This is a genomic window from Candidatus Phycorickettsia trachydisci, from assembly GCF_003015145.1.
Taxonomy (GTDB): Bacteria; Pseudomonadota; Alphaproteobacteria; order Rickettsiales; family Rickettsiaceae; genus Phycorickettsia; species Phycorickettsia trachydisci.
The window spans coordinates 39,309-60,095 of sequence record NZ_CP027845.1 but is presented as its reverse complement, the minus strand read 5'-3'; the positions used below and the strand labels follow the sequence as shown (position 1 = coordinate 60,095).

17 protein-coding genes are annotated in these 20,787 nt (G+C 33.5%); 5 read left to right on the top strand and 12 right to left on the bottom strand.

The genetic code is table 11. The features are described 5' to 3' along the window. Positions 1 to 136: 136 nt before the first annotated feature. Positions 137 to 1,504, top strand: coding sequence for an ankyrin repeat domain-containing protein (locus phytr_RS00200; RefSeq protein ID WP_106873883.1), 1,368 nt, complete (start codon positions 137 to 139; stop codon positions 1,502 to 1,504). 53 nt (positions 1,505 to 1,557) lie between these two features. Here the strand turns inward: phytr_RS00200 and phytr_RS00195 are convergent, their stop codons facing one another. Next, entirely contained in the window at positions 1,558 to 2,283 is a 726-nt protein-coding gene (locus phytr_RS00195; RefSeq protein WP_106873882.1) for a 3-oxoacyl-ACP reductase, read from the bottom strand. Between the two features lie 183 nt (positions 2,284 to 2,466). Here phytr_RS00195 and phytr_RS00190 point away from each other — a divergent pair, with 183 nt between their 5' ends. Next, positions 2,467 to 3,267, top strand: a complete 801-nt coding sequence (locus phytr_RS00190; RefSeq protein WP_106873881.1) for a hypothetical protein — start codon at positions 2,467 to 2,469, stop codon at positions 3,265 to 3,267. On the opposite strand, the gene gmk is transcribed toward phytr_RS00190, so the two are convergent. The 9 genes from gmk to phytr_RS00145 are packed head-to-tail and all read right to left on the bottom strand — an operon-like array spanning position 3,268 to position 12,981. Beyond that, positions 3,268 to 3,885, bottom strand: a complete 618-nt coding sequence (gmk, locus tag phytr_RS00185; protein ID WP_106873880.1) for a guanylate kinase — start codon at positions 3,883 to 3,885, stop codon at positions 3,268 to 3,270. Beyond that, the gene (hisS, locus tag phytr_RS00180; RefSeq protein WP_106873879.1) at positions 3,872 to 5,119 is read right to left on the bottom strand and encodes a histidine--tRNA ligase; all 1,248 of its coding nucleotides are present in this window, start codon (positions 5,117 to 5,119) and stop codon (positions 3,872 to 3,874) included. Before hisS ends, gmk begins: the two co-directional genes overlap by 14 nt. Then, positions 5,112 to 6,437 (bottom strand): amino acid carrier protein, encoded by a 1,326-nt coding sequence (locus tag phytr_RS00175; protein ID WP_106873878.1) that lies wholly within the window; start codon positions 6,435 to 6,437, stop codon positions 5,112 to 5,114. The genes hisS and phytr_RS00175 overlap by 8 nt, the downstream gene beginning before the upstream one ends. Then, positions 6,434 to 7,789 carry a glutamate--tRNA ligase gene (gene gltX, locus phytr_RS00170; protein WP_106873877.1) on the bottom strand — a complete coding sequence of 452 codons (1,356 nt, stop codon included), beginning with the start codon at positions 7,787 to 7,789 and terminating at the stop codon, positions 6,434 to 6,436. Before gltX ends, phytr_RS00175 begins: the two co-directional genes overlap by 4 nt. 13 nt (positions 7,790 to 7,802) lie before the next feature. After that, complete coding sequence (gene rbfA / locus phytr_RS00165; RefSeq protein WP_106873876.1) at positions 7,803 to 8,177, bottom strand: 30S ribosome-binding factor RbfA; 375 nt, start codon at positions 8,175 to 8,177, stop codon at positions 7,803 to 7,805. After that, on the bottom strand, positions 8,164 to 10,473 hold the full coding sequence (gene infB / locus phytr_RS00160) for a translation initiation factor IF-2 (protein ID WP_106873875.1): 2,310 nt from the start codon (positions 10,471 to 10,473) through the stop codon (positions 8,164 to 8,166). The genes rbfA and infB overlap by 14 nt, the downstream gene beginning before the upstream one ends. A gap of 15 nt (positions 10,474 to 10,488) precedes the next feature. After that, entirely contained in the window at positions 10,489 to 11,979 is a 1,491-nt protein-coding gene (nusA, locus tag phytr_RS00155) for a transcription termination factor NusA (RefSeq protein WP_106873874.1), read from the bottom strand. Between the two features lie 3 nt (positions 11,980 to 11,982). Continuing rightward, positions 11,983 to 12,495, bottom strand: a complete 513-nt coding sequence (locus tag phytr_RS00150) for a ribosome maturation factor RimP (RefSeq protein WP_106873873.1) — start codon at positions 12,493 to 12,495, stop codon at positions 11,983 to 11,985. Between the two features lie 18 nt (positions 12,496 to 12,513). Then, positions 12,514 to 12,981, bottom strand: a complete 468-nt coding sequence (locus phytr_RS00145) for an RT0821/Lpp0805 family surface protein (protein ID WP_106873872.1) — start codon at positions 12,979 to 12,981, stop codon at positions 12,514 to 12,516. 78 nt (positions 12,982 to 13,059) lie between these two features. On the opposite strand from phytr_RS00145, the gene phytr_RS00140 reads away from it, so the two are divergent. Then, positions 13,060 to 13,968, top strand: a complete 909-nt coding sequence (locus phytr_RS00140) for a cation diffusion facilitator family transporter (RefSeq protein ID WP_106873871.1) — start codon at positions 13,060 to 13,062, stop codon at positions 13,966 to 13,968. After that, positions 13,955 to 14,263 (top strand): DciA family protein, encoded by a 309-nt coding sequence (locus tag phytr_RS00135; RefSeq protein ID WP_106873870.1) that lies wholly within the window; start codon positions 13,955 to 13,957, stop codon positions 14,261 to 14,263. The genes phytr_RS00140 and phytr_RS00135 overlap by 14 nt, the downstream gene beginning before the upstream one ends. Before the next feature lie 123 nt (positions 14,264 to 14,386). On the opposite strand, the gene phytr_RS00130 is transcribed toward phytr_RS00135, so the two are convergent. Together phytr_RS00130 and phytr_RS00125 are read right to left on the bottom strand one after the other, a co-directional pair. Further along, positions 14,387 to 16,627: a tetratricopeptide repeat protein gene (locus phytr_RS00130; RefSeq protein ID WP_106873869.1), complete on the bottom strand. Its 2,241-nt coding sequence runs from the start codon at positions 16,625 to 16,627 to the stop codon at positions 14,387 to 14,389. A 653-nt stretch (positions 16,628 to 17,280) separates the two neighbouring features. Continuing rightward, positions 17,281 to 17,973, bottom strand: a complete 693-nt coding sequence (locus phytr_RS00125; RefSeq protein ID WP_106873868.1) for a hypothetical protein — start codon at positions 17,971 to 17,973, stop codon at positions 17,281 to 17,283. Positions 17,974 to 18,448: 475 nt separating this feature from the next. Between phytr_RS00125 and phytr_RS00120 the strand changes: the two genes are divergently transcribed. Beyond that, the gene (locus phytr_RS00120) at positions 18,449 to 20,785 is read left to right on the top strand and encodes a hypothetical protein (RefSeq protein ID WP_106873867.1); all 2,337 of its coding nucleotides are present in this window, start codon (positions 18,449 to 18,451) and stop codon (positions 20,783 to 20,785) included. Positions 20,786 to 20,787: the final 2 nt, after the last annotated feature.

Here is a 20,787-nt window from a genome sequence, read left to right as displayed (position 1 = left end):
AAATTTTTGAGAGATATGGATTAAACTCAAAGATTTGGGTACAGTTGTAAATTTAAAAATATTAAAAATGATATTGTTAAAATTAATGTAAATGTAGTAGCATTAAATTAATATTAACTAAATACGGAGTATTAATATGAATCAGGAGGAACTTGCAATGACTCTTCTAAGTATAGGAAAGAGTGTTATCGAATTCGATAAGCATATAGATGAAAGTCATAAAAGAAAGCGTTCTAGCCGGTCCAATGAGAATGAGGATGCAAGTCATAAAAGGGGGCGTTCTAACCAGTCCAATGAGCATATAGATGAGGGGAGTATTATAACAAAGAGCTCTGAAAAGCCCGATAATCCTATATCTAAAGAAGATATGATTCGGTATTATGCAATGGAGGTAGATGGATTAATACAGGAAGCACAGAAACAAAACTTACATCAAATTGCTTCATGGTTTATAGAAAATAAGGAGGATCTATGTGTTCTTTATGACCCCCAATATACCTACATAGCACCTAGTCATACTCCCCCTGGACCTTCTAGATATTATGAATTGCTACATACTGCTGCTATGCATGATCGAAAGGATGTAATAAAATTTTTATGTCACTTAGGATACGATATCAATCTTTATAACAAAGACTTGGAAACGCCTTTAGGAATTTGTATAGCACAATGCAAAACGGAACTCGTTAAATACTTTTTGGGTCAGGGAGCAGATGTGAACAAGGGTTCTCATTATAATTTTGAATCATTAAATAAAGGTACCCTAGGATTGTTGCTATCTCCTTTGAACATAGCTATGGTAGAAAACAATTTCCAAATTGCTTTATTACTGCGTTCACGAGGGGGTTATATACAGCGTCATCCGTCCGAGATATCGTGGTTATCAAATTTGAGCCCTGGATTAGCAGAAGATAAGTACAAATTTAAGGATGATACATTTCACAGACTGATATTAATGAATGGTTGTTTAGAAGCTGAATGTAAAGATCTTAGGCTTCTTCAACTAAAACCAAAAATCTTCAAAAAAGTCATAAGCTTTGGTAGCAATTTAGAAAAGGTTTTATGTGGCCTCTATTTCCTCAATAAGTCGTTAGAAGAATATTATGAATATAAGAGTGAGAATTTTAAAAATATTATAACTATTTTGATGGAAGAATTAGCTGCTCCAATGCTCAATCTAGCTCATCTTGGCGACCAAAGAGAAACATTCCTTACTAAATTAGAAACAAAAAAAGTATTATACGAAAGAATATCTAATGAATGTTCTAAGATAATCTCTTTAAATAAGCCACCTCTTAATTCAGCAGCAAAATGGGTTACTGTAATCTCTGAACCTAAGGATCAAGAATTTTTAGAAATATGCTCAAGTTTAAAAGAAAAAGTACAAACACATAGCCAAGCGCCAGTTAATGAAGTGAATCTTGCAACTGAAGAGACTCTAGACCAAACGGCAGTAATGGGAGATTATTCGGGCGGCGTTGAAGAAACTAAAGGCAACGGTTAAATTAATGCCACAATTGGCTCATCAATGCTCAAAATAGCTATAAGTCTCTCTGTTTAATACATATTATGTCCACCATTGACGCATAGTGTCTCACCTGTAATAAAACCACTTTCATCTGATACTAAGAATAAAACTCCACGAGCAATCTCTTCTGGCGCTCCTAGTCTTTTAACTGGGATTTGTGCCACTATTGCTTCTATAATATTTTCAGGCATTTTACCTACCATCTCGGTATTAATATATCCTGGTGCAATACAGTTTACCGTGATATTTTTTACAGCGGATTCTCTTGCTAATGCTTTTGTAAAGCCTATGATACCAGCTTTTGCTGCTGAATAGTTAGTTTGACCAACTTGCCCTACTTGAGCATTGACAGAACTTATATTAACTATGCGTCCGTATGATTGATCTCGCATTTTTTCAATTACGCACCTAGACATATTAAAGCATGAGGTAAGGTTAGTATCGATTACAGCATGCCAGTCTTCAGGTGACATTTTGTGCATCATTTTATCTTTCGTGATGCCTGCATTATTGACAAGAATACTAACAGGAGTATTAAACTGATCTTCAATCGCGCCTACTGCTTCTTTACATTCTTTAAAATTTGATACATCCCATTTTTTTACTGTTATATTATGTCTTTTATAAAAATTCTCTGCAGCTTCATCGTTGCTATGATAGCTTGCAACCACCATAAAACCATGTGCATGCAAAGCCTTAGAAATAGCAGCTCCAATACCTCTTGTGCCGCCTGTTACAATAGCGAGTTTTGTCATATAATTACCTTAAATAAGTTGATAAACCAGAGTTTATCTTTAAATATGCTAGCGTGAAGAAGTTTTAGAAAAAATTTATATAAATTTTTTGAAGCAGTGGTTAAAAAGTTATAGATGAGATAAAAGTTGAATTTTATCTTAAAGATTTGTATATTATATATATTGAATTAAATTTAGGAAATTATGAACAGTGAAGCTTCTTTGCCAATATGGAAAACAGTTAAATATCTTCTGAGTCACTTGTGGGAGGATACAAAAAGATTAAAAAGGTTTTTCTGGTTATCGTTAGGATTATTATTATTGGCCGGGATAATAGGTTTTATAGTAGGCATAATAACAGTATTATTAGGGTTTAGTTTTGAAAAAAATAATATATTCTTTGAATACTTTTGCTTGGTTCTCGGATTGATGCTAAGTACAATTTTATCAAGAAGATGTCTTATAGAGCTTTTATCTGACTACTGCAAACTACATAATGCAACTATGAGAGTTTTACAGTATAAAAAAATAAAATACTTATTATACCTTAGTATTTTTTTTCTTTTTGCTGCTACTGAGTTGCCCCACAATTTTCCTCTTATTCCAGCCATTTTGTCAATATCTATATGGGATACAATGATACAACCTGTTGCAGTGATTGAAGGGCCCACTGTACAACCATCTTACAATTGGAGCTGGAAATATATATGGCGTTTATTTGTTATTGCATGGTTAGAATGCCTGGTGTTTGCTTTTATATTAATACTATTGTTTGGTTCTGTTGGAGGAGGATTGTATTTATTGTATTTCTTATGGCCAACACATTATATGATGATTGCTATGATGACAACTTTTGCACTTTTTTGTTTATCATTAATCTTATTCTACATAATGTCTTGGGGTGCTTTTTTAGCGAGATTTTCTCTTTTTCTTTACCTCAATTTTCCTCAAAAATCTGAAGAAAGAGGATCTGATATAGAGCTTGTAGGTAGTACGACAATCTAGCTACAACCCATAGCTAGGGATAACTTTTGCCGGGTCTTGGTTTTTGACTTTAAGTTTTTCGGCTTTAATGATGGATAGGATATCTTGGCAAGTGCGCCCAAAATCATCGTTAATGACCAGATAGTCGTAATCTTTGAAAAATGAGGCATATTTTCTGGCTTTAAGCATGCGTTTTTGTATGATCTCCATCTTATCTCCACGCATTGTCATCCTTTTTTCAAGCTCTTCTAATGAGGGGGGTAAGATAAATATCGTAACAACAGAGAATTCTGTATGAAGTTTGCTAATGGACTTTGCTCCTTGGGGATCAATGTCAAATAATACGTTGTGTCCATTATTAAGATGATCCATGACAAAGTCTTTGGGGGTGCCGTAAAAGTTATCATAGACCTGAGCAGATTCTAGCAACTTATCTTCTTTTAGCATCTGTTTATAAGTCTCATGATCTATATAGTAATAATCTTTACCATCTTCCTCATTATCTCTTTTTTCACGTGTTGTAACAGAAATTGATAGATGCAAATTGTCACAATTTTTTACTAAGTATCTTGCAATGCTTGATTTCCCCCCTCCTGAAGGAGAAGAAAGAATGAAAATAATACCTTTATTCTGTCTCATTTTTTAACACTTCAAGCATTTGATCTAAATTAACAAGACCTTGAGAAAACTCGTCTAGATTCTTTAGAGTATACATATTTTTTGCTGCTTCGTCTTCACCTATAATTATTGCATATTTAGGTTCATACTTATTTACGGCTTTTTGCATTATATCTTTCATTTTACCACCTGTCTCAATACTGCATGCAATATGGTTTTGGCGTAAAGTATCAGCAGTTTTTAGTGCAAAGTGTTTTTCTTTATCTGTAATAGGTAAGATAATAACAGGTTTTGTTTTGCTTATTTTTTGATTACAAACCATCATAAGTCTCTCAATACCTCCAGCAAAACCTATTGCAGGAGTAGAAGATCCTCCCATTAATTCTGCTAAGCCATCATATCTTCCCCCTGCCATTAATGTAGACTGGGCCCCTAAATCTGAAGAGATAAATTCAAACACGGTATGGCTGTAGTAATCAAGGCCTCTTACGATACGCGAGTTTACTACATGGTCTATCTTTAATGCTTTTAGTGCAGCTAGCACTTGTTCAAAATATTCTTTTGCTTGATTAGTATAGTAATCTTGTAAGTTTGGAGCATTTTTGACCAGGCTGATGTCACACTCTTCTTTAGAATCAAGGATACGCAATGGATTAGTATCAAGCCTTATTTTACTTATTTCAGAAAGCTGGTTTTTATGATCATTAAAGTAATCAAGTAATGCTTTTTGATAGTTTTTGCGAGATTCATTGCAACCTAGTGAGTTAATCTCTAATCGGTAGTTAGCAATACCTAAGTTCTGCAGAATTTCGTTTGCAAGAGAGATGATCTCTACGTCGCTTGTATAGTCTTTGAAACCAATAAACTCTACGTTAATTTGGTGAAATTGTCTCTGACGACCAGCCTGTGGGTTTTCGCGTCTAAATACAGGTCCCCAAGAAAATAGCTTTAGCGGCAGTTTATGCTGGAGGCTATTTGTGAATACAGCGCGCATAATACCTGCTGTAAATTCAGGACGCAAAGTCAGGGAATGCTTGCCTTTATCTATAAAGCTGTACATTTCTTTGTGCACTATATCAGAAAAATCTCCTAAACCTCTGCTGAACACTTCAGTATGTTCCATGATTGGGGTGAAGATTTCCGTACAACCACGCAATATCGCTTGTCTTTTTGCAGTCTCTACTATATGACTTAGCCTTAAAGCATCATCAAAAAGTACGTCTTTACATCCCTTTATTGATCTTAAATTAGTCATCTTGGTTAAAATCTATTTGATGTCTTAATTTTAAAATTGCTGTTACATTAATTAGAACCAACAAACCTCCAGATATCATCATGATAGTTAAAGCCCTTTCTGTAGGAAGGTATGAAAAAATGCTAAACAAAATGACAGCAGTAGTAAAGAATATATAATTTCCCCACTTTTTTGATAGAAAACGAGAAGTTTTCACCCCTGCTGTAAAGTATGCTGTGATAGTTGTGTAAATTGCTAAAAATAGGAACGAGATAACTAGAAAGTTACTGTGTGGCAGATAATCATACATAAGGTTTTGCATAACCTCTTTACTATCCAAGACATTTTGGCACCAAGCGCCTGAAGCAGCTACAGCAAAAGCCGTTAGAGTGCATAAAAAACTGTCAGTTAAAAGAGCATATATTGCCATCTGAGCTTGCACTTTCCTTTTATGCGCATTTGTTTCGCTTTGGATTACTGATTCATAACCTATGCCAATGTCACCTGAATATACGGCGGTTCTAACTCCATAATATCCTGCAAGCATCATTGAGCTACCCACAAATCCTCCAATCGGGGCTTGTCCTACGAAAGCTGATTTAAATATGTCTAATATCACTGAAGGTAAAGAGCCTATGTTTGCTACAATAATATATAGGCATATGAAGATATAAAGGAAAACAAAAATTGGTATAAATCTACTGCACATTGTAGCTAATCTATTTACCCCTCCTATCCCTACATACAGAACAATTAAGAGCAAAAATAAAATAATTATAGTTTTATCAATAGCAAAAGTTTTTTGTAAGGTCTGAACTAAGGTAGAGAATTGATAAACTTCAATTGAATATATGCACAATAGTACTGCAGAAAAAGAAGCTAAGAATTTACCTATTATTCCATCAAATGCGGCAGGTATAAAAAACATAGGACCTCCGTCATAATGACGTTTGCTATTTAAGACGCGGTATTTAATTCCAAGGTATATTTCGGAATATTTGATTAACATACCAAAAAAAGCTGTTATCCACATCCAAAATATACTGCCCAGACCTCCTATACATATAGCAGTACTAACATTTATAATATTACCAACACCTACCATTCCCCCCACTGAGGTGATATATAATTTCAAAGGGTTAATGCCTTGAATATCTGTTTCTTCAGATTTATGCCTAGATTTTTTGAAATTATGAGTAAAATTACGTAAAGCATAAAACTGAAAACCCTTTGAATAAAAAGTAAGATATAAGCCGCTGATGCTAAGAAATATAAAAACGACGTAATCCCATAGAAAGTACTCTACAAGCCCTAAGTACCTAAAGATGCTATCAATCATCTTGCTATTACCGCTTTAAGTCTGGATAGAGTTTGATCTTTACCAATTAAAGGCAGTAATAATTTCATCTCAGGACCATTCTCAAGACCAGTTAATGCTAAGCGTAAAGGCAGAAATAGATCTTTACCTTTCTTGCCTGTTAACTTACTTAATTCACTGGTCCATTTGCTCCATGTGGTCTCATCAAAATCTTTCCTAGGAAGGGCTTCTAATGCTTTTTCTATGAAATTAATATCAAACTTAATGTCTTTAATATTTGGAGCAGATTTACAAAGAGTCCACCAATTTTTTGCATCAGTCAACTTTGCAATATTGTTACGTACAGCAAGCCAAAATTCTTCCTTTACTTCTTGTAAGCCTATGTTATCCAAACCGCTCTTTACATCAGCAAAATCAAGATATGATAAAAACTTATGATTTAAAGTCCACAGGTCTTCGGGATTGTAAAAAGTAGGTGAAAGTGAAAATGATGAAATATCAAAATCTTCGATTAATTTCTGTAAATTTTTCTTCAAAGATATAGGCTTTGAGGTACCAAGGTATGCAAAAAAACTATTGACCACCATAGGCTCTATGCCTTTATTCTCAAGTGCTAAAACTTCATATCCTCCAACTCTTTTAGATATCTTATCACCTTTTGCTTTAATTAAACTTAAATGTCCAAACTCAGGTAATTTAGCGCCAAGAGCTTTAAACATTTGAATTTGAATTGCGGTGTTGGATATATGATCTTCCCCGCGAAAAATATGTGAAGTCTTGCAAGCAATATCATCTATTACGCTGCAAAGTAAATATGTAAACGTTCCGTCTTCTCTAATTACAATCGGATCACTGATATTTTCGCCTTTATATAATAAATCTCCCCTTACCAGATCGTTCCATGCAATATCTTCATGCTCAAGTTTAAAGCGATAGTGAGGTTTTTTACCTTCTGCTTTATACTGATCTTTTTGGTCATTAGATAATTTTAATGAGCTGCGATCATAGATGGGCGGCATGCCTGCTGTAAGCTGACTTTTTCGCTTAATCTCAAGCTCAATTTTATCTTCAAAACATTCATATAACCTGCCGCTTTTAAGTAATTTATCAACAACTTGCTTATATTTATCTAAATTATTAGACTGATACATAATTTCATCCCAACTCAGCCCTAACCACTTTAAGTTTTGCAAGATCATTTGCTTGTTATAATCGGAGCAGCGAGATAGATCTGTATCATCTATTCTCAAAATAAATTTGCCTCCCATTTTTCTTGCAAATAGATAATTGGCAAGTGCAGGACGAACGCTGCCTACATGTAGTAATCCTGTTGGAGACGGAGCAAAGCGAGTAATAATCATAGAATTTGTCATTTAAGTCTATAATTTAGGATGGTAGCTTCTTAAGAGATATCTCATCAATTAAGCGATTTACCTTCATAAATTCTTCGAAGGTATTATCGTATATGAAACGAATTTCAGGAATATATTTTAATTTAACTTTGCTAGATAACATCTTGCGTATAGTAAATTTAGCATCATCCAAAGAGCTTAATAAATCTTTTGGAGTAGTGCTGCTACCTGCGCAAGGAACAAAATAGCATGTGATAAGCTTAAGATCCTTTGTAACATTCAGTTTTGTGATAGAGCAGTCAGCAATTTGGCTCCCTTGAATTTTGCTCATCAAGAATATTTCATTTAAGGCACTCTGAATAGTACTTGCAACTCTTAAATGCCTATATTGACCATTATTTTTTATCATTCTCTTCTACATATATGAAAACTTCGATGTTATCACCAACCTGTATATCACTGAAATCCTCGAATCCAATACCGCACTCAAAAGTCTCTTTGACTTCTTTAACATCATCCTTAAATCTTTTTAGTGTCTTGATTTTGCCTTCGTGTAATAACTCTTTACCTCTAAATAACTGACCATAAGAATCACGTTTAACCATACCTTTTGTGACGTATGATCCAGCAATTTTTCCAACTTTAGTGATCTCAAATACTTGACGCACATTTGCTTGACCAATGAACTCTTTGACATAAGTTGGCTCTACAAGACCTTTCATCAAGTTAGTAACATCATCTATTAAATCATATATGACGGAATAATGTCTTATATCAACTTGCAGCTTATTAGATGAAGGCCCAAGTGTTGTCTTGGTGTTAAATGCAAAAATGGGAGCATTTGAAGCACTAGCCAAAACTGCATCAGAGTCATTTACGCTACCAACTGCGCTATGAAGGATTCTTAAATTGACTTTATCTAAATTTATTTTTGCAAGTGACCCCGTAATTGCTTCAATCGAACCTCCCGAATCAGCCTTAAGGATAATTGCAAATTCTTTTGCATCATCTTGTGCAAAAAGGTCTGTAGACTTACGTAATTCTTCAGCAAGTTTAATACTTTTTTCTTTAGATATGTGACTATACTGCTCTGCAATTTGTCTTGCTTGTTTGTCATTCTCGATAGCTACAAACTTATCTCCCGCTCTAGGCACGCTTTCCATGCCAATAATAGTTGCAGGAGTACTTGGCTCTATAGATTTGACGGATTCTTTTTTATGCGTAAAAATTGCTCTAACTTTACCATAGCAACCACCAGATACTATAGGATCTCCTACTTGAAGAGCGCCCCTAGTTAGCAAGATGCTAGTAACGATTCCTCTGTGCTTGTCGATTTTTGCATCTAGCACCACTCCACTACCAAAGGTATCGGGATTTGTTTTTAGTTCTAATAAATCAGCTAGCAGAAGAATAGATTCTTCAAGTTTATCTAGATTAATCCTTTTAAGTGCAGATATAGGTACGAAAATTACGTCACCACCCATATCTTCAGCAACAAGATTATGTATCAAAAGTTCGTTTTTTATGCGACTTACAGCTTGATCCACATTATCGACTTTATCAATCTTATTAACCGCAACTATGATTGGCAGGTTTGCTGCCTTAATATGATTAATGGCCTCAACAGTTTGATGATTAATGCCATCATCTGCTGCTACAATCAAAATAACGATATCGGTAATTTGAGCTCCGCGGCTACGCATCTCAGTAAATGCTTCATGGCCCGGAGTATCAATTAAGGTAATCTTACGTCCATTTGGTAACTTGACTTGATAAGCTCCGATACTTTGCGTAATACCCCCATGTTCTTTACCTGCAACATCTGTTGATCTAATTGCATCTAATAAAGAAGTTTTACCATGATCAACATGTCCCATTACTGTAACAACAGGAGGGCGTGGTTTTAAGTCTTCTGTACTATCAATTTCTCCTTTCAATATAGAGTCAACTGTTATAGCTTCAACTCTTTTAAACTTATGTCCTAAAGCTTCCACAACAAGCTCAGCAGTGTCGAGGTCAAGCGTTTTATTAGCATCAGCGATCATTCCTAAGCTAATTAAAGTTTTTATTACATCTGATACTTTTTCTGACATTTTATTTGCTAATTCGGCCGCAGTGATGCTCCCGTAAAGCTCTACTTCCTTAATAATTTTTTCTTGAGGTTTTGCTTGTTGCTTATTATGTGATTTATGCCTCTTTGACTTATGAAATGTCTGTTCAGACTCTTCTTCAAGATCAAATTCTATCTTTCTTTTATGTTTCTCTTTTAAATTTTTCTTGAATTTAGTTTTAACACTAGGACTTTTTGCAGGCGCTTCCTCTGATTCTTCTACGGATTTGTACTCAGGAGGTTTAGGAGTGGCTGCTGCTGGTTGAGGAGAAGAGGCTTCTTGCAGTATAATTTCAGGTACTACTTCTTCCTCTGTCTCTTTTATAAAATTTGCCTTAAAGATTTCACGCGCTTTAGAGCTCTCTAGTAATTCATCTTCTTCGGAAAATTGGGACGCCTTTTTTAAAACATCAAACCTCTTAATTAACTCCTGATCCGTTAAATGACTCTCCTTAGCACTCTCCATAGAAGGTGTTGCAGGAGTTTTTTTTAACAAATTGCTAGAAGCCTTAAGATCAGCATAGTCTTTAGCGAGTCCTTCTGTGCTGATGTTACCTAGCCTCAGGCCAAGTTTTAGGGGTTTTTTATTAGTCATATTTTAATAGTAAACTTAAGCTTCTAAGGATTTAGCATCCTGAATTAATTTTTCAGCATCTGCCCTGATGATAAGATTATTAGGCAGTATTGCCTTTAAATCTTCAGGCTGCAGTAGTACAAAGTCTTCTAAGCTTTTGATACCTTGCTTTGCTAATTCTAGTATATCTTGCAAGTCTAAAAAGTCCAAAAAGGATATTAATGAATCTTCCACACCTAGTTCTGCTATGCTCTTAGCAGTTTCTTTTTGGGTTTGTTCTATATGGCTCTTAGCTCTTTCTATCAATGCCGTAGCAAGATCTTCATCAAACCCTTCAATATTTAAAAATGTTGCTACAGAAGTATTAGCTATTTGTTTTACGGATAAAAACCCTTTAGCTACCAAAAATTGCGCAAGTACTTCTTCTAAATCAAGTACACTGCACAGCTCCTGGCTTACTGTATGGAATTCCGTCAACCTTCTTTCAAATTCTTGGTCTTCTGTAAGAATTTCAATATTATATCCTACAAGTTTTGATGCAAGACGTACGTTTTGTCCTCCACGACCAACAGCCGATCTTGAAACATCAACAGGTACAACCACTTCAATTTTATTTGAGGTATTAGATAATTGAACCTTTTTCACTTGGCTTACAGAAAGGGCGTTTGTAACGTATTTAAGTATGTTATCGCTCCATGCAACTACATCAATTTTTTCTCCATTTAAGACTTCAGTGATTGCCTTAATTCTAGATCCTTGTATTCCAACACAACATGCAATTGGGTCAGTACCATAATCAACCGCTGAGACCGCAACTTTTGCTTTTGAACCAGGATCTCTTGCAATTGCTCTGATTTGGACTAATCCATCCCTTATCTCTGGAACTTGCATCTCAAATAATTTGACTAACATTTTATTGCTTGTTCTTGATAAGAAAATTTGAGACCCAAAATCTTCGCGACGCACTTCTGCAATATAAGCTTTAACTAAGTCTCCAACCATAAATCTATCAGTTGGAATTAGCTGGTCACGCTTAAGGATTGCTTCACTTTTCCCTAAATCAACGATAAGGTGACCATATTCGACTCTCTTAACAGGCCCCGTAATAATATCTCCAATACGATGGATAAAGTTTTCATATTCTTTTTCTTTCTCAGCTTTCCTGAGGGCATTAGTAATAGCTGTACGCGCTATCATTGCTTCGTGACGACCTAAGTCCATCGGGGGAAGAAGATCAAAAAACTCATCTCCAATTTTCATTTCAGGGTCATGTTTTTGAGCATCTTGAAGAGAAATTTGATCACCAGGCGAAGTCACTTCATCAACCACGCTTAATACCCTATAAAGGTTTATTTCACCCGTTTTACGATTAAATCTAGCTTTAATAAGATGGGTGGTTCCGTATCTGGTTTTGCCAATCTCTTCTATAGCACTTTCAATGCCTACTATGAGATGTTCTTTCTGTATCCCTTTATCTCTTGCAAGAGCATCTACAATGTTTATAATATCACGATTTCCTAAATACATATGTTAACCTTTTAGTATTTTTCTAAATTCTTCATCTGTAAGCATTAAATTAGCAGACTTAATTAATTCCATTGGAATTTGTAAGTCCTTTTGATCTTCATCTTTTGATGATTTTTTATTTTCAAGCATTAAGTAGATATTCAGATCATCTGAACTAACTAACCTTCCCTGAAACTTCTTTCTTTTATCCAAAGCGCTGTATAATTCAAGATTAATATGACGCCCTACAAAACGTTCAAAATCTTTTTGTTTAACAAGCGGTCTTGTAAGACCAGCAGAAGATACCTCTAAAACATAAGAAGTATCACCCAATAACCCTTCCACATCTAAAAGTGGGGAGACGTTGTTACTGATTTCTTTGCAATCTTTAACACTTAAAGGAGTGTTATTTGCTTTTTCCGCAACTAGTCTTAAAATTCCGTCTTTCAGGTTTACTAATATTAGCTCAAATCCAAGTAATTTTATAGTATCTTCTAAAAGATGAAATGCTTTCTTTTCTAACTCTGTAAACCTCATATCAAATTATTTTGGAGCTTAGTTATTTGAAACTATCTCCCATTGTCCATCAGGTGTTCTACAAGCTTTGCCATAAGCCCTTTGGAACTCTCCACCAATTTCTACAACGTGAGTATATTCTCGACAGTGCCTACCTTGATCTGGATAAGTTTTTGTAAGAGTGATTTTTCCGTTATGTCCATTATCAGGATTTTGCCACGCCACAGTTGACCCAGTGGGAGCAGCTTCTAGCGTTCTTTGAGTTGCCTCAGCTGCTAATTTTTTATCTTTTTCATCCATTTTTTGACCAATAGCTCCTCCAATGAGTGCTCCAATACCAGCGCCAAGCACTGTGCTAAATCCGCCTTTGCCAAACTGTGACCCTATAAGACCACCAGCTACTAATCCTATACCAGTACCTACACCTTGCTTATTAGCATTGCATGCAGACAATAAGCTTGCAATAACAAGTAAAACTACGCTATTTTTAATAAGTATGCGTTTCATATATTATTATATTAAAGTTAATCTTTAAGCAGTTTTCTAGAACGGCCAACTTTACCTAGATTAGTATTATAACAAATTATGAATAAAGATCAATTAGTTAAGAATGCATCATATGCTTCTGTTGCCACTGGTGTGTTAATCCTGTTTGTGAAGTTATGGGGGGCTGTACATTCAAGTTCCGTATCTCTTTTAGCCTCTCTTGTTGATTCGATGCTTGATGTCACAAGCTCTATCGTGAACATGCTCGCTGTGCGCGCTGCCCTAAGCCCTCCCGATAGTAAGCATCGCTTTGGACATAATAAGATTGAAGATCTTGTTGTTTTTGGACAGGGGGTAATATTTATTATTTCAGGAAGCTTTGCTTTATATGTTGCCGTAAGTCATATATTATTAGGCCAACATATCCAAAATTCTGAGACGGCATTGAACAGCATTTTAATATGCACAATTTTAACCTTAATTTTAATTTCATACCAATCTTACGTTGTTGGAAAAACTAATTCGCAGCTAATTAAGTCAGATAGGATTCACTATATTTCTGATTTAGGTAGCGATTTGGCAGTTATAATATCTCTGTATGCATCCCAATATTTTCACTACGTAGATTATATATTTGGAATTATTATCGCTCTATATATTATGTCTGCCTCTATAGGACTTTTAAGACAATCTATCAGGAATTTGATAGACGAAGAATTTTCTGATGAAGATAGGGAAAAAGTCCTAGAAGTTTTAAGGAACGACTCTAATGTTTTAGATGTGCATGATATGAAAACAAGATATGCTGGTAATAAAGCTTTTATACAATTTCATATAGGTCTTGATCCAAGTATAAGTCTTATAAAAGCTCATGATATCGCAGATAAAATAGAAGCAAAGTTACAAGAGATCTTTCCCGAGAGTGAGGTTATGATTCATCAAGATCCTTTAGGATATGATAAACATGTACAATACAAAGAAGATTTAAGGCGAAATGCAAAGAATTGAACAAGTAATAAATGGAGCTATTGAAAAGGTAATGTTTAAACGCCATGGCAAGGCTTTTGCTAAAATATTCGCCAACTGGTCAAACCTTTGTAGCCCTTCTCTTGCGTCAATTTCTGTACCTCTTAGTTTAAACAAAATTGATAAGGTGTTGTTTATAAGTTCTCACAATCCCGCAAAGGCAATCGAGCTATACTTTATGCAAGAGGTTATTCTTCAACGTATTAAATTACTTTTAGATTCTCATGGAATTAAGCAAAAAATCGATAAAATTCATGTCCAAAAATATGAATTTTAGATATGTGTATAAAACATATATCCAAACTAGAGTTAATGATCTGACCTTAAAATATTGTATTCATTAACTCAGCTGGATATTAAAATTTCTAAGCTAGAGATATGCTTGTATAGAAATTTTTATTTAAACGATATAAGTTGTTACTCCGGATTCTCCAATTTGAGCAACCTCCACTTCATCAACTTCTTGATTTGATGAATAACCTAAATCTGCATAACCTGTGTTATCTTCAACTATTGTAGATGATGTAGATGGACTGTTGGAGGCATTATCTTCCATATTTAACAGGGATTTTGCTTTATGCATAGTCAGATTAGTTGAGGCCAAAATTTGATATATTTCATCCGATGTTAAATCATAGAGATTTTCGTAGCATTGTGCTACCTGTTCATGTGTATAGCCTTTATGACGTAAACTTTCTATCAAATTTGCCAAACTCGCAACCTCTGAATCTTTATTAGTCTCAATACCTTTAAGTTCTGCGATGATCTCTTGTAATGTCTCCATATGTACATCTTGTGCTTCGTTTAATAATTTGATCTTTGCTTTTACTAGCTCAAGATGAACTTCATGGCTTGGATCGCAATCATAAACCTTAGAGAGATATTTAACTACAGTCTTATTATTTCCATCCGCCGAAGCTTTTGTAGCTAATATCTGAGCAACAGACTTGAAATCTTCTCTTACATCTTCAATATTATCTACCTTTTTAAAATTTTTAAACGCAAGTTTATGATATTTGGTATCACCCGTTAACTCTCCTAAACTTTTGTAACATTTAGCTATTTTACTACTTTCGCAACTTTTTTGTTCTAATACCTCTATTAAGTTTTTTAAGTCTTTGATATAAAGATCTTTATCGACATTGCTATTTTGAAGCTTATTTATAGCTTCATGGAATTCATCAATAATTTCTTGCACGCCATTCTGAGATTTGTCGCATTTTAACTTTTCTAAAAACGATTCAGTATCATCACTGCTTTTCTCGCTCAATTCATGAACTTTAGAAAAACATTTACTCGCTATGTCATATTTTTGTTTGTTAGCAGCATCCATACCCGCATTTGTTAGTGCAGATACTAATTCTTGCTTTGAGTCATTACTTAAAAAATCATAAGTCCACTCAAACTTTTTAAAAGCCTCTTCGTATTTACCTTCTTTTAAAAGTTGTTTTCCCTCAAGAGATAAATTTTTTGGCTTTTCTAAAGCTTCATGAAATTTAGTAATCGCCGAGTCATAATCTTTTTGATGTGCAAGATTAATACCATCTACATATAACTTGATAATAGGATTATCAATTGTTAAAGAACTTGAGAAATATAGTTCGGCAACTTGTTTATATTTTTGTTCACTTAACAGTCTTTGACTCCAACTAGCTGCTGTATATTGTTTACACTCTTGATAATAAAATGCCTCCTCTTTTTTTACCACACGTAATTTTTGAATTGGAGTAGTAGCCAAGTCCATTATAGCTTCATCAATCTTACCCTCCTCAACCAAAGACATTATTTTCGCATTCCGAGCAAAAGCTAAAAAACTCTCTTTTTCATTTTTCTTAAGTTCTACAGGAGTTTCATAGGCTTCAATAAAGCTTTTTTCAGCTCTTTTAAAATTACCTTTGTTATATTCCTCTTTGCCCATATCGCGTAGAAGCCATGCCTTACTTTCCGAAATCTGTTGAAGCCATTTTTTTAATCCATGTTTTTCACCGCTAGCCTCTATACAAAACAAAGCGTCGTTATAAAGTTTTAAACGCTTTGTATAAGATTCCGGCCTTGTTCCCAAGAGAGATGCTTTGTCATATAGACTTTGCACCTCTACTTGCCAATTTCCTTCCAATACTTCTGGTATTTTTCCTTTTAAAGAGTCGCTTTTCCTTTTCTTCAAAGATAACTTTTCTCCTTTACTAGAAGATTTTACAACAAAATTACCATCTTCATCATCGCTCATCTTCATATAATCGCTGTAATTACTTGCCTCATCATCAGAGAAATGGCGGTTGATAACACCATCTACTGCGCGAAAGGATTTACCATTACTAGAACCACTTACCGCGTTTGCAAAATTTGCACTATGCGAACTCGCCCCACTACCCAAGTTATATTTAGCTTTTTTAGATTTTTGCGTCGCTCCTTCTGATTCTAAAGATCTTTTCAAATTAGAGGTATTATCAAATGGGTTTGAAATAATTGAGGAACTAGCGCTTGCAGCATAAGGTACATTTTCTCTAAAGCTTATTCTTGCGTTTCCATTTGTTCCTTGCTCCATCTCCCCTTCCCTGACACGGACCAAGGTCTGGGTTGGATTTTCTATATATTCGTTAATTTGATTTATAGAACGATTACCTTTATCTGTTTTAGCCATAACCTTAAAATTATTTAAGTTTTATAATATTAAAATCTATATATTATAATAAATATTATTTAATATCAAGTAATAATATTATTATTTTAAATATTATTATGTTTAAGTTATTAAATGATAATTATAATTAAGATAAAATATGTTTTTAAGGGTGATTAGATGAATTGGAGAGGTGTTGATTTCACTCTACATAGTTAATTAACCGAAGATTAGGACTTTTCTACTCTGAATTTTTCATTTTATCTAATTGATACTCATGCTCTGTTAGCATGCAAAGTGTTCGTATTCATCGCTAAAATTAAAAACTCTTTGCATAAAAATCTCAATCTCAAGTTAATTGACTATAAAAATAGGCAGAAAAGCTTTAACAAATAAGTTTTTTATGTTTTTGGACTGCATAATTATAGACAGTAGTATCAAAATATATCAAAGCTGTTGAGTTTCACGCACTTTTGTCAGTAAAATACTCAGGTTTGCTAATGATGCCTAATATATTTACATCAAAGCAAGTTGTTGTTTCTTAATATCATCTTGGAATTGGTCAGAAGTATATGGAATACCTCATCTAAATTACGTAAGGTATTCTATGAGACTGATGACATTACTTGCAATACTATCAGAGAGTTTCCTAGCTTGATTAATCCAATTTGAATTTATTGCAGCTCCCCCGTACTTAACTCAAGAACTCCCCATTTATCCACTCCCAATTCTTCTACTCCGGGCTCTTCTAACTTTGCGGGAGTTAAATCATGATGCATCTCCTCACCTGGAATATCAGAAGAAGTGAGTAACTTAATACCATTATCGAAAGCTTTATAACTATGAATGGCAGATCCATATAAACCACCTGAAATATTTAGAGCGCTTTTAGTAAAGTTGATCAGATTGGCTGGTCCAAGAGCAAATTTGAATGCATTATACACCGCAGATGTTGCTGCTGGATTTTTCATAAAAAGAGGATATATTTTATCAAGAGGCCAGGTCACTATATTCAAAGCATTGTTTACAGGGGTGGATAAAACCTGTTTCATTGGAGCCTGCATAGTGCCTTTGGTAGCTTCTGCTATAAATAAATCTTTTGCTCGATCAGCACATTCTAAAGTGTTTTGAATATACTGGGAACCAGCCGCTTGGCCGTAGATATACATTTGTGGAATATTTTTAACAATTGTGCCCAAGTCTTTTGATGCCATTTTAGCGTGACTTTTAGCCTTACATTCTGCAATAAATTTTTCTGAGACCCCCATATATTTAAGATCACTAAATCCGCTATAGAAAGGCTTAGTAAGATTGTTGCCAAATCTATTAACCATTGAACTTAAAAATTTGCTAGAATGTTTAAACATAAAATACACAATTGAATCATTAAATTTACTAAAATGTACCAAAAAAGTACCGTATATGCAATCACTTTATTCAAAAAATCTTATCTTAACTTAATGATTTCAAAACTAAATATTATGTAACACAATAATTTTTAAATCGCAAACAATCAAAAAGCAATCTATTTAGTACGATAGGGTATAACTTTAGGTAAAAATTAGAAATTTGAAAAAGAGGAATATGCAGACTTTTATTCTTGATAATATCATTTTTTCAATTTGCATTTAGATTATAAAAAATTGAATTAAAACTAGACACTGAAATCATAAGAGAAAATTAAATTTTATCTCTCTTTGCACTAAGTGTATTGAAAATTTAAAATCTTGATTATAAATATGTAATTATAGAATCTAATCTAAAATATTTTGTAATTTTATAATGATATACTTTTAAATTTAGTAAGTATATAATTATGAAAAAATTAATAATAGTTATTAAATGCATAAATTAGAATTAACAGAAAACTACCAACAAATTGAAACAGTTATCAAAAATAAATTTCCATTTTTAACACAGGACATTCAAACTATAGATATAGATGGCGTTATAGGAGACGCGATAGTTTTATTATCTACCCATTCAGTTTACCATCCGGAGCTTTTAGAAATTGTCAAGCTAATTTCTAAGGAATTTAAGGATCAAAAGCCTATGCAATATTTATATATCTTAACTAATGTTTCCCATATTATAGATAATCATCCCATAGCAAAGATAGATCTCCCTAGAATTCAAAATAATTTTAAAGAACTTGTGATTTTTTTGAAGGAACAGTATGGAATTGGAACCGAATCGTGGTTAAAAATGATTAATAATCCACTATTTAGAGAGAAAATTTTTGGAAATAAGAAGTCTAAACTTTATCCTTATGTTGAAAATGAAAGTCTCCAAATAATGGATGATGAACTTCAACATATTTATTTACCTCTTAAATTTTTAAGAGATCAAGAACAAATCGATAAGGCTAGTATATACAGGTTGGATATGATCTGGTACAGCGCTTTTGATGATTTAGCAAAAATAGTCAATAAAATATTTAAACAAGAAGAAATAACGGATCAAGAGCTCTGCGATCTGTTTAAAAAAGATGTTTATCTCAAGGGGTTATATACAGAGAATCCAACAAAAATGGAACAAATAAGTAAGTATTTAAAAAACTTCTGCATTAGCTGGACCTTAAGATTTTATGCTGACTTATTAGATATAAAATCATTTAAGCAATTAGAAAGTTGTTTCAATAAGGAGATAAAAGAAATTTATACCTCTTGGTCTTTGAGGATTAAAAATAGATTAACTGATGAACATCTTGTTGTAAATAAAACAAATTTGAATGAGCTTACGAAACTTATTGGCGAATTAGAAGATGGTATTAAAGATTTAAAATCTCAAAAATATCCATGCAAACAAACAATAAATGACGCTTTAAATACTATTGCTAACTATAATTGGAACTATAAAAGTATAGAAAAAGGATTTGATTATTATATTCAATCGATAGAAGAAAGACCTCAGGATGTTTTTAGGCAAGCTGATGTCTACATCACAAGTCTACGTAATATAAGAAATCGTGATACAAAGAATAAATGGTTAGAAAAATACATATCTTATTGGCCTGAAGAGCTTAAAGAAAAATGTTTGACATGGTTTAAGAAAAGTGATGATAGGGTTAGTTCTAGCAGTGAAGAGATTTTTAAAAAACACAATATAGCAAAGCATAAATTGTTGAAAATAATAGCAGATCCCCTTTTGCAAAATGCTATTAAGATGGATTTTTTAATAGATAAAATATTCTTTTACTGTGAAATCAATAAACCGATAGAAAACGTTGCAAATTTATTGAACCAACTGCAAGATATAAATGCCGTTCCCAAAGTTAAGTTTTCGATAGAACTTAGTATTCTTATAGCTTTTTGTAATCATCCTAGGGTAAATGTTCTACTAGATAATTTAGGAATAGCAGATGAGAGTCTTTCTTTAGAAGGTAGTTTAGTGATTGCTTGTGCATTTTATAATGCTTCTTTAAAAGCTTCTAATGAAGCTTCGAAGTATTTAGAGAAATGCGCTCAATATACAACCTTAGTTAATACATTATACGAGAATAATCAAGATCACCTAAAAGATTGCGAATCTTCTATCATTAATATAAACAAGTTATTGGTCATAAAGTTGGTTAGAGAAGGGTCAGAAGATGTTGATTATCGAGAATACCTTGACTATTTAGAAACAATCTCTCCAAAGGACGCTCAAGGTCTTGAAGCTGAGATTAGAGAAGTAGAAAGTTTAAAATACTTTACCGAATTTGTAGAGACCCAAACTTTAGAGCTAACACCAACTCAAGAACAGGAGTCTTTGGATATTGCTAATCTTCAAGAGAATGGGCAATTATCTTCTCAAATCGCAGTTATCGATGATAAAGAAAAATGGAGCCAACTTGTTGATTGGAATGAAAGAGCTCGTAAGTTTCATCAATTACAACAAATGAGAAAGGCTAAATTAACGGAGTTTGCTAAAACATATTGTAAGCATAAAGTCTCTGATTATAAATCTACTTGTCGCTTTGAAGGAGAGGATTATGAGTTTGGTAATCCAGAAGTTTTTGAAGTAAAAAAAGGAGAATATGCAGTAATTACCAGAAATTTATATTTGGATAAAGTAACAAAACAACGGTTATATAACGCTGTGAGTAAAGGTTTTTGTGATTCATCTGAAGAAGAAGGTATCAGGACAATACATAACCAAGATGGTACAGAAGGTTACTATATTAGTAAAAAAATATGAAT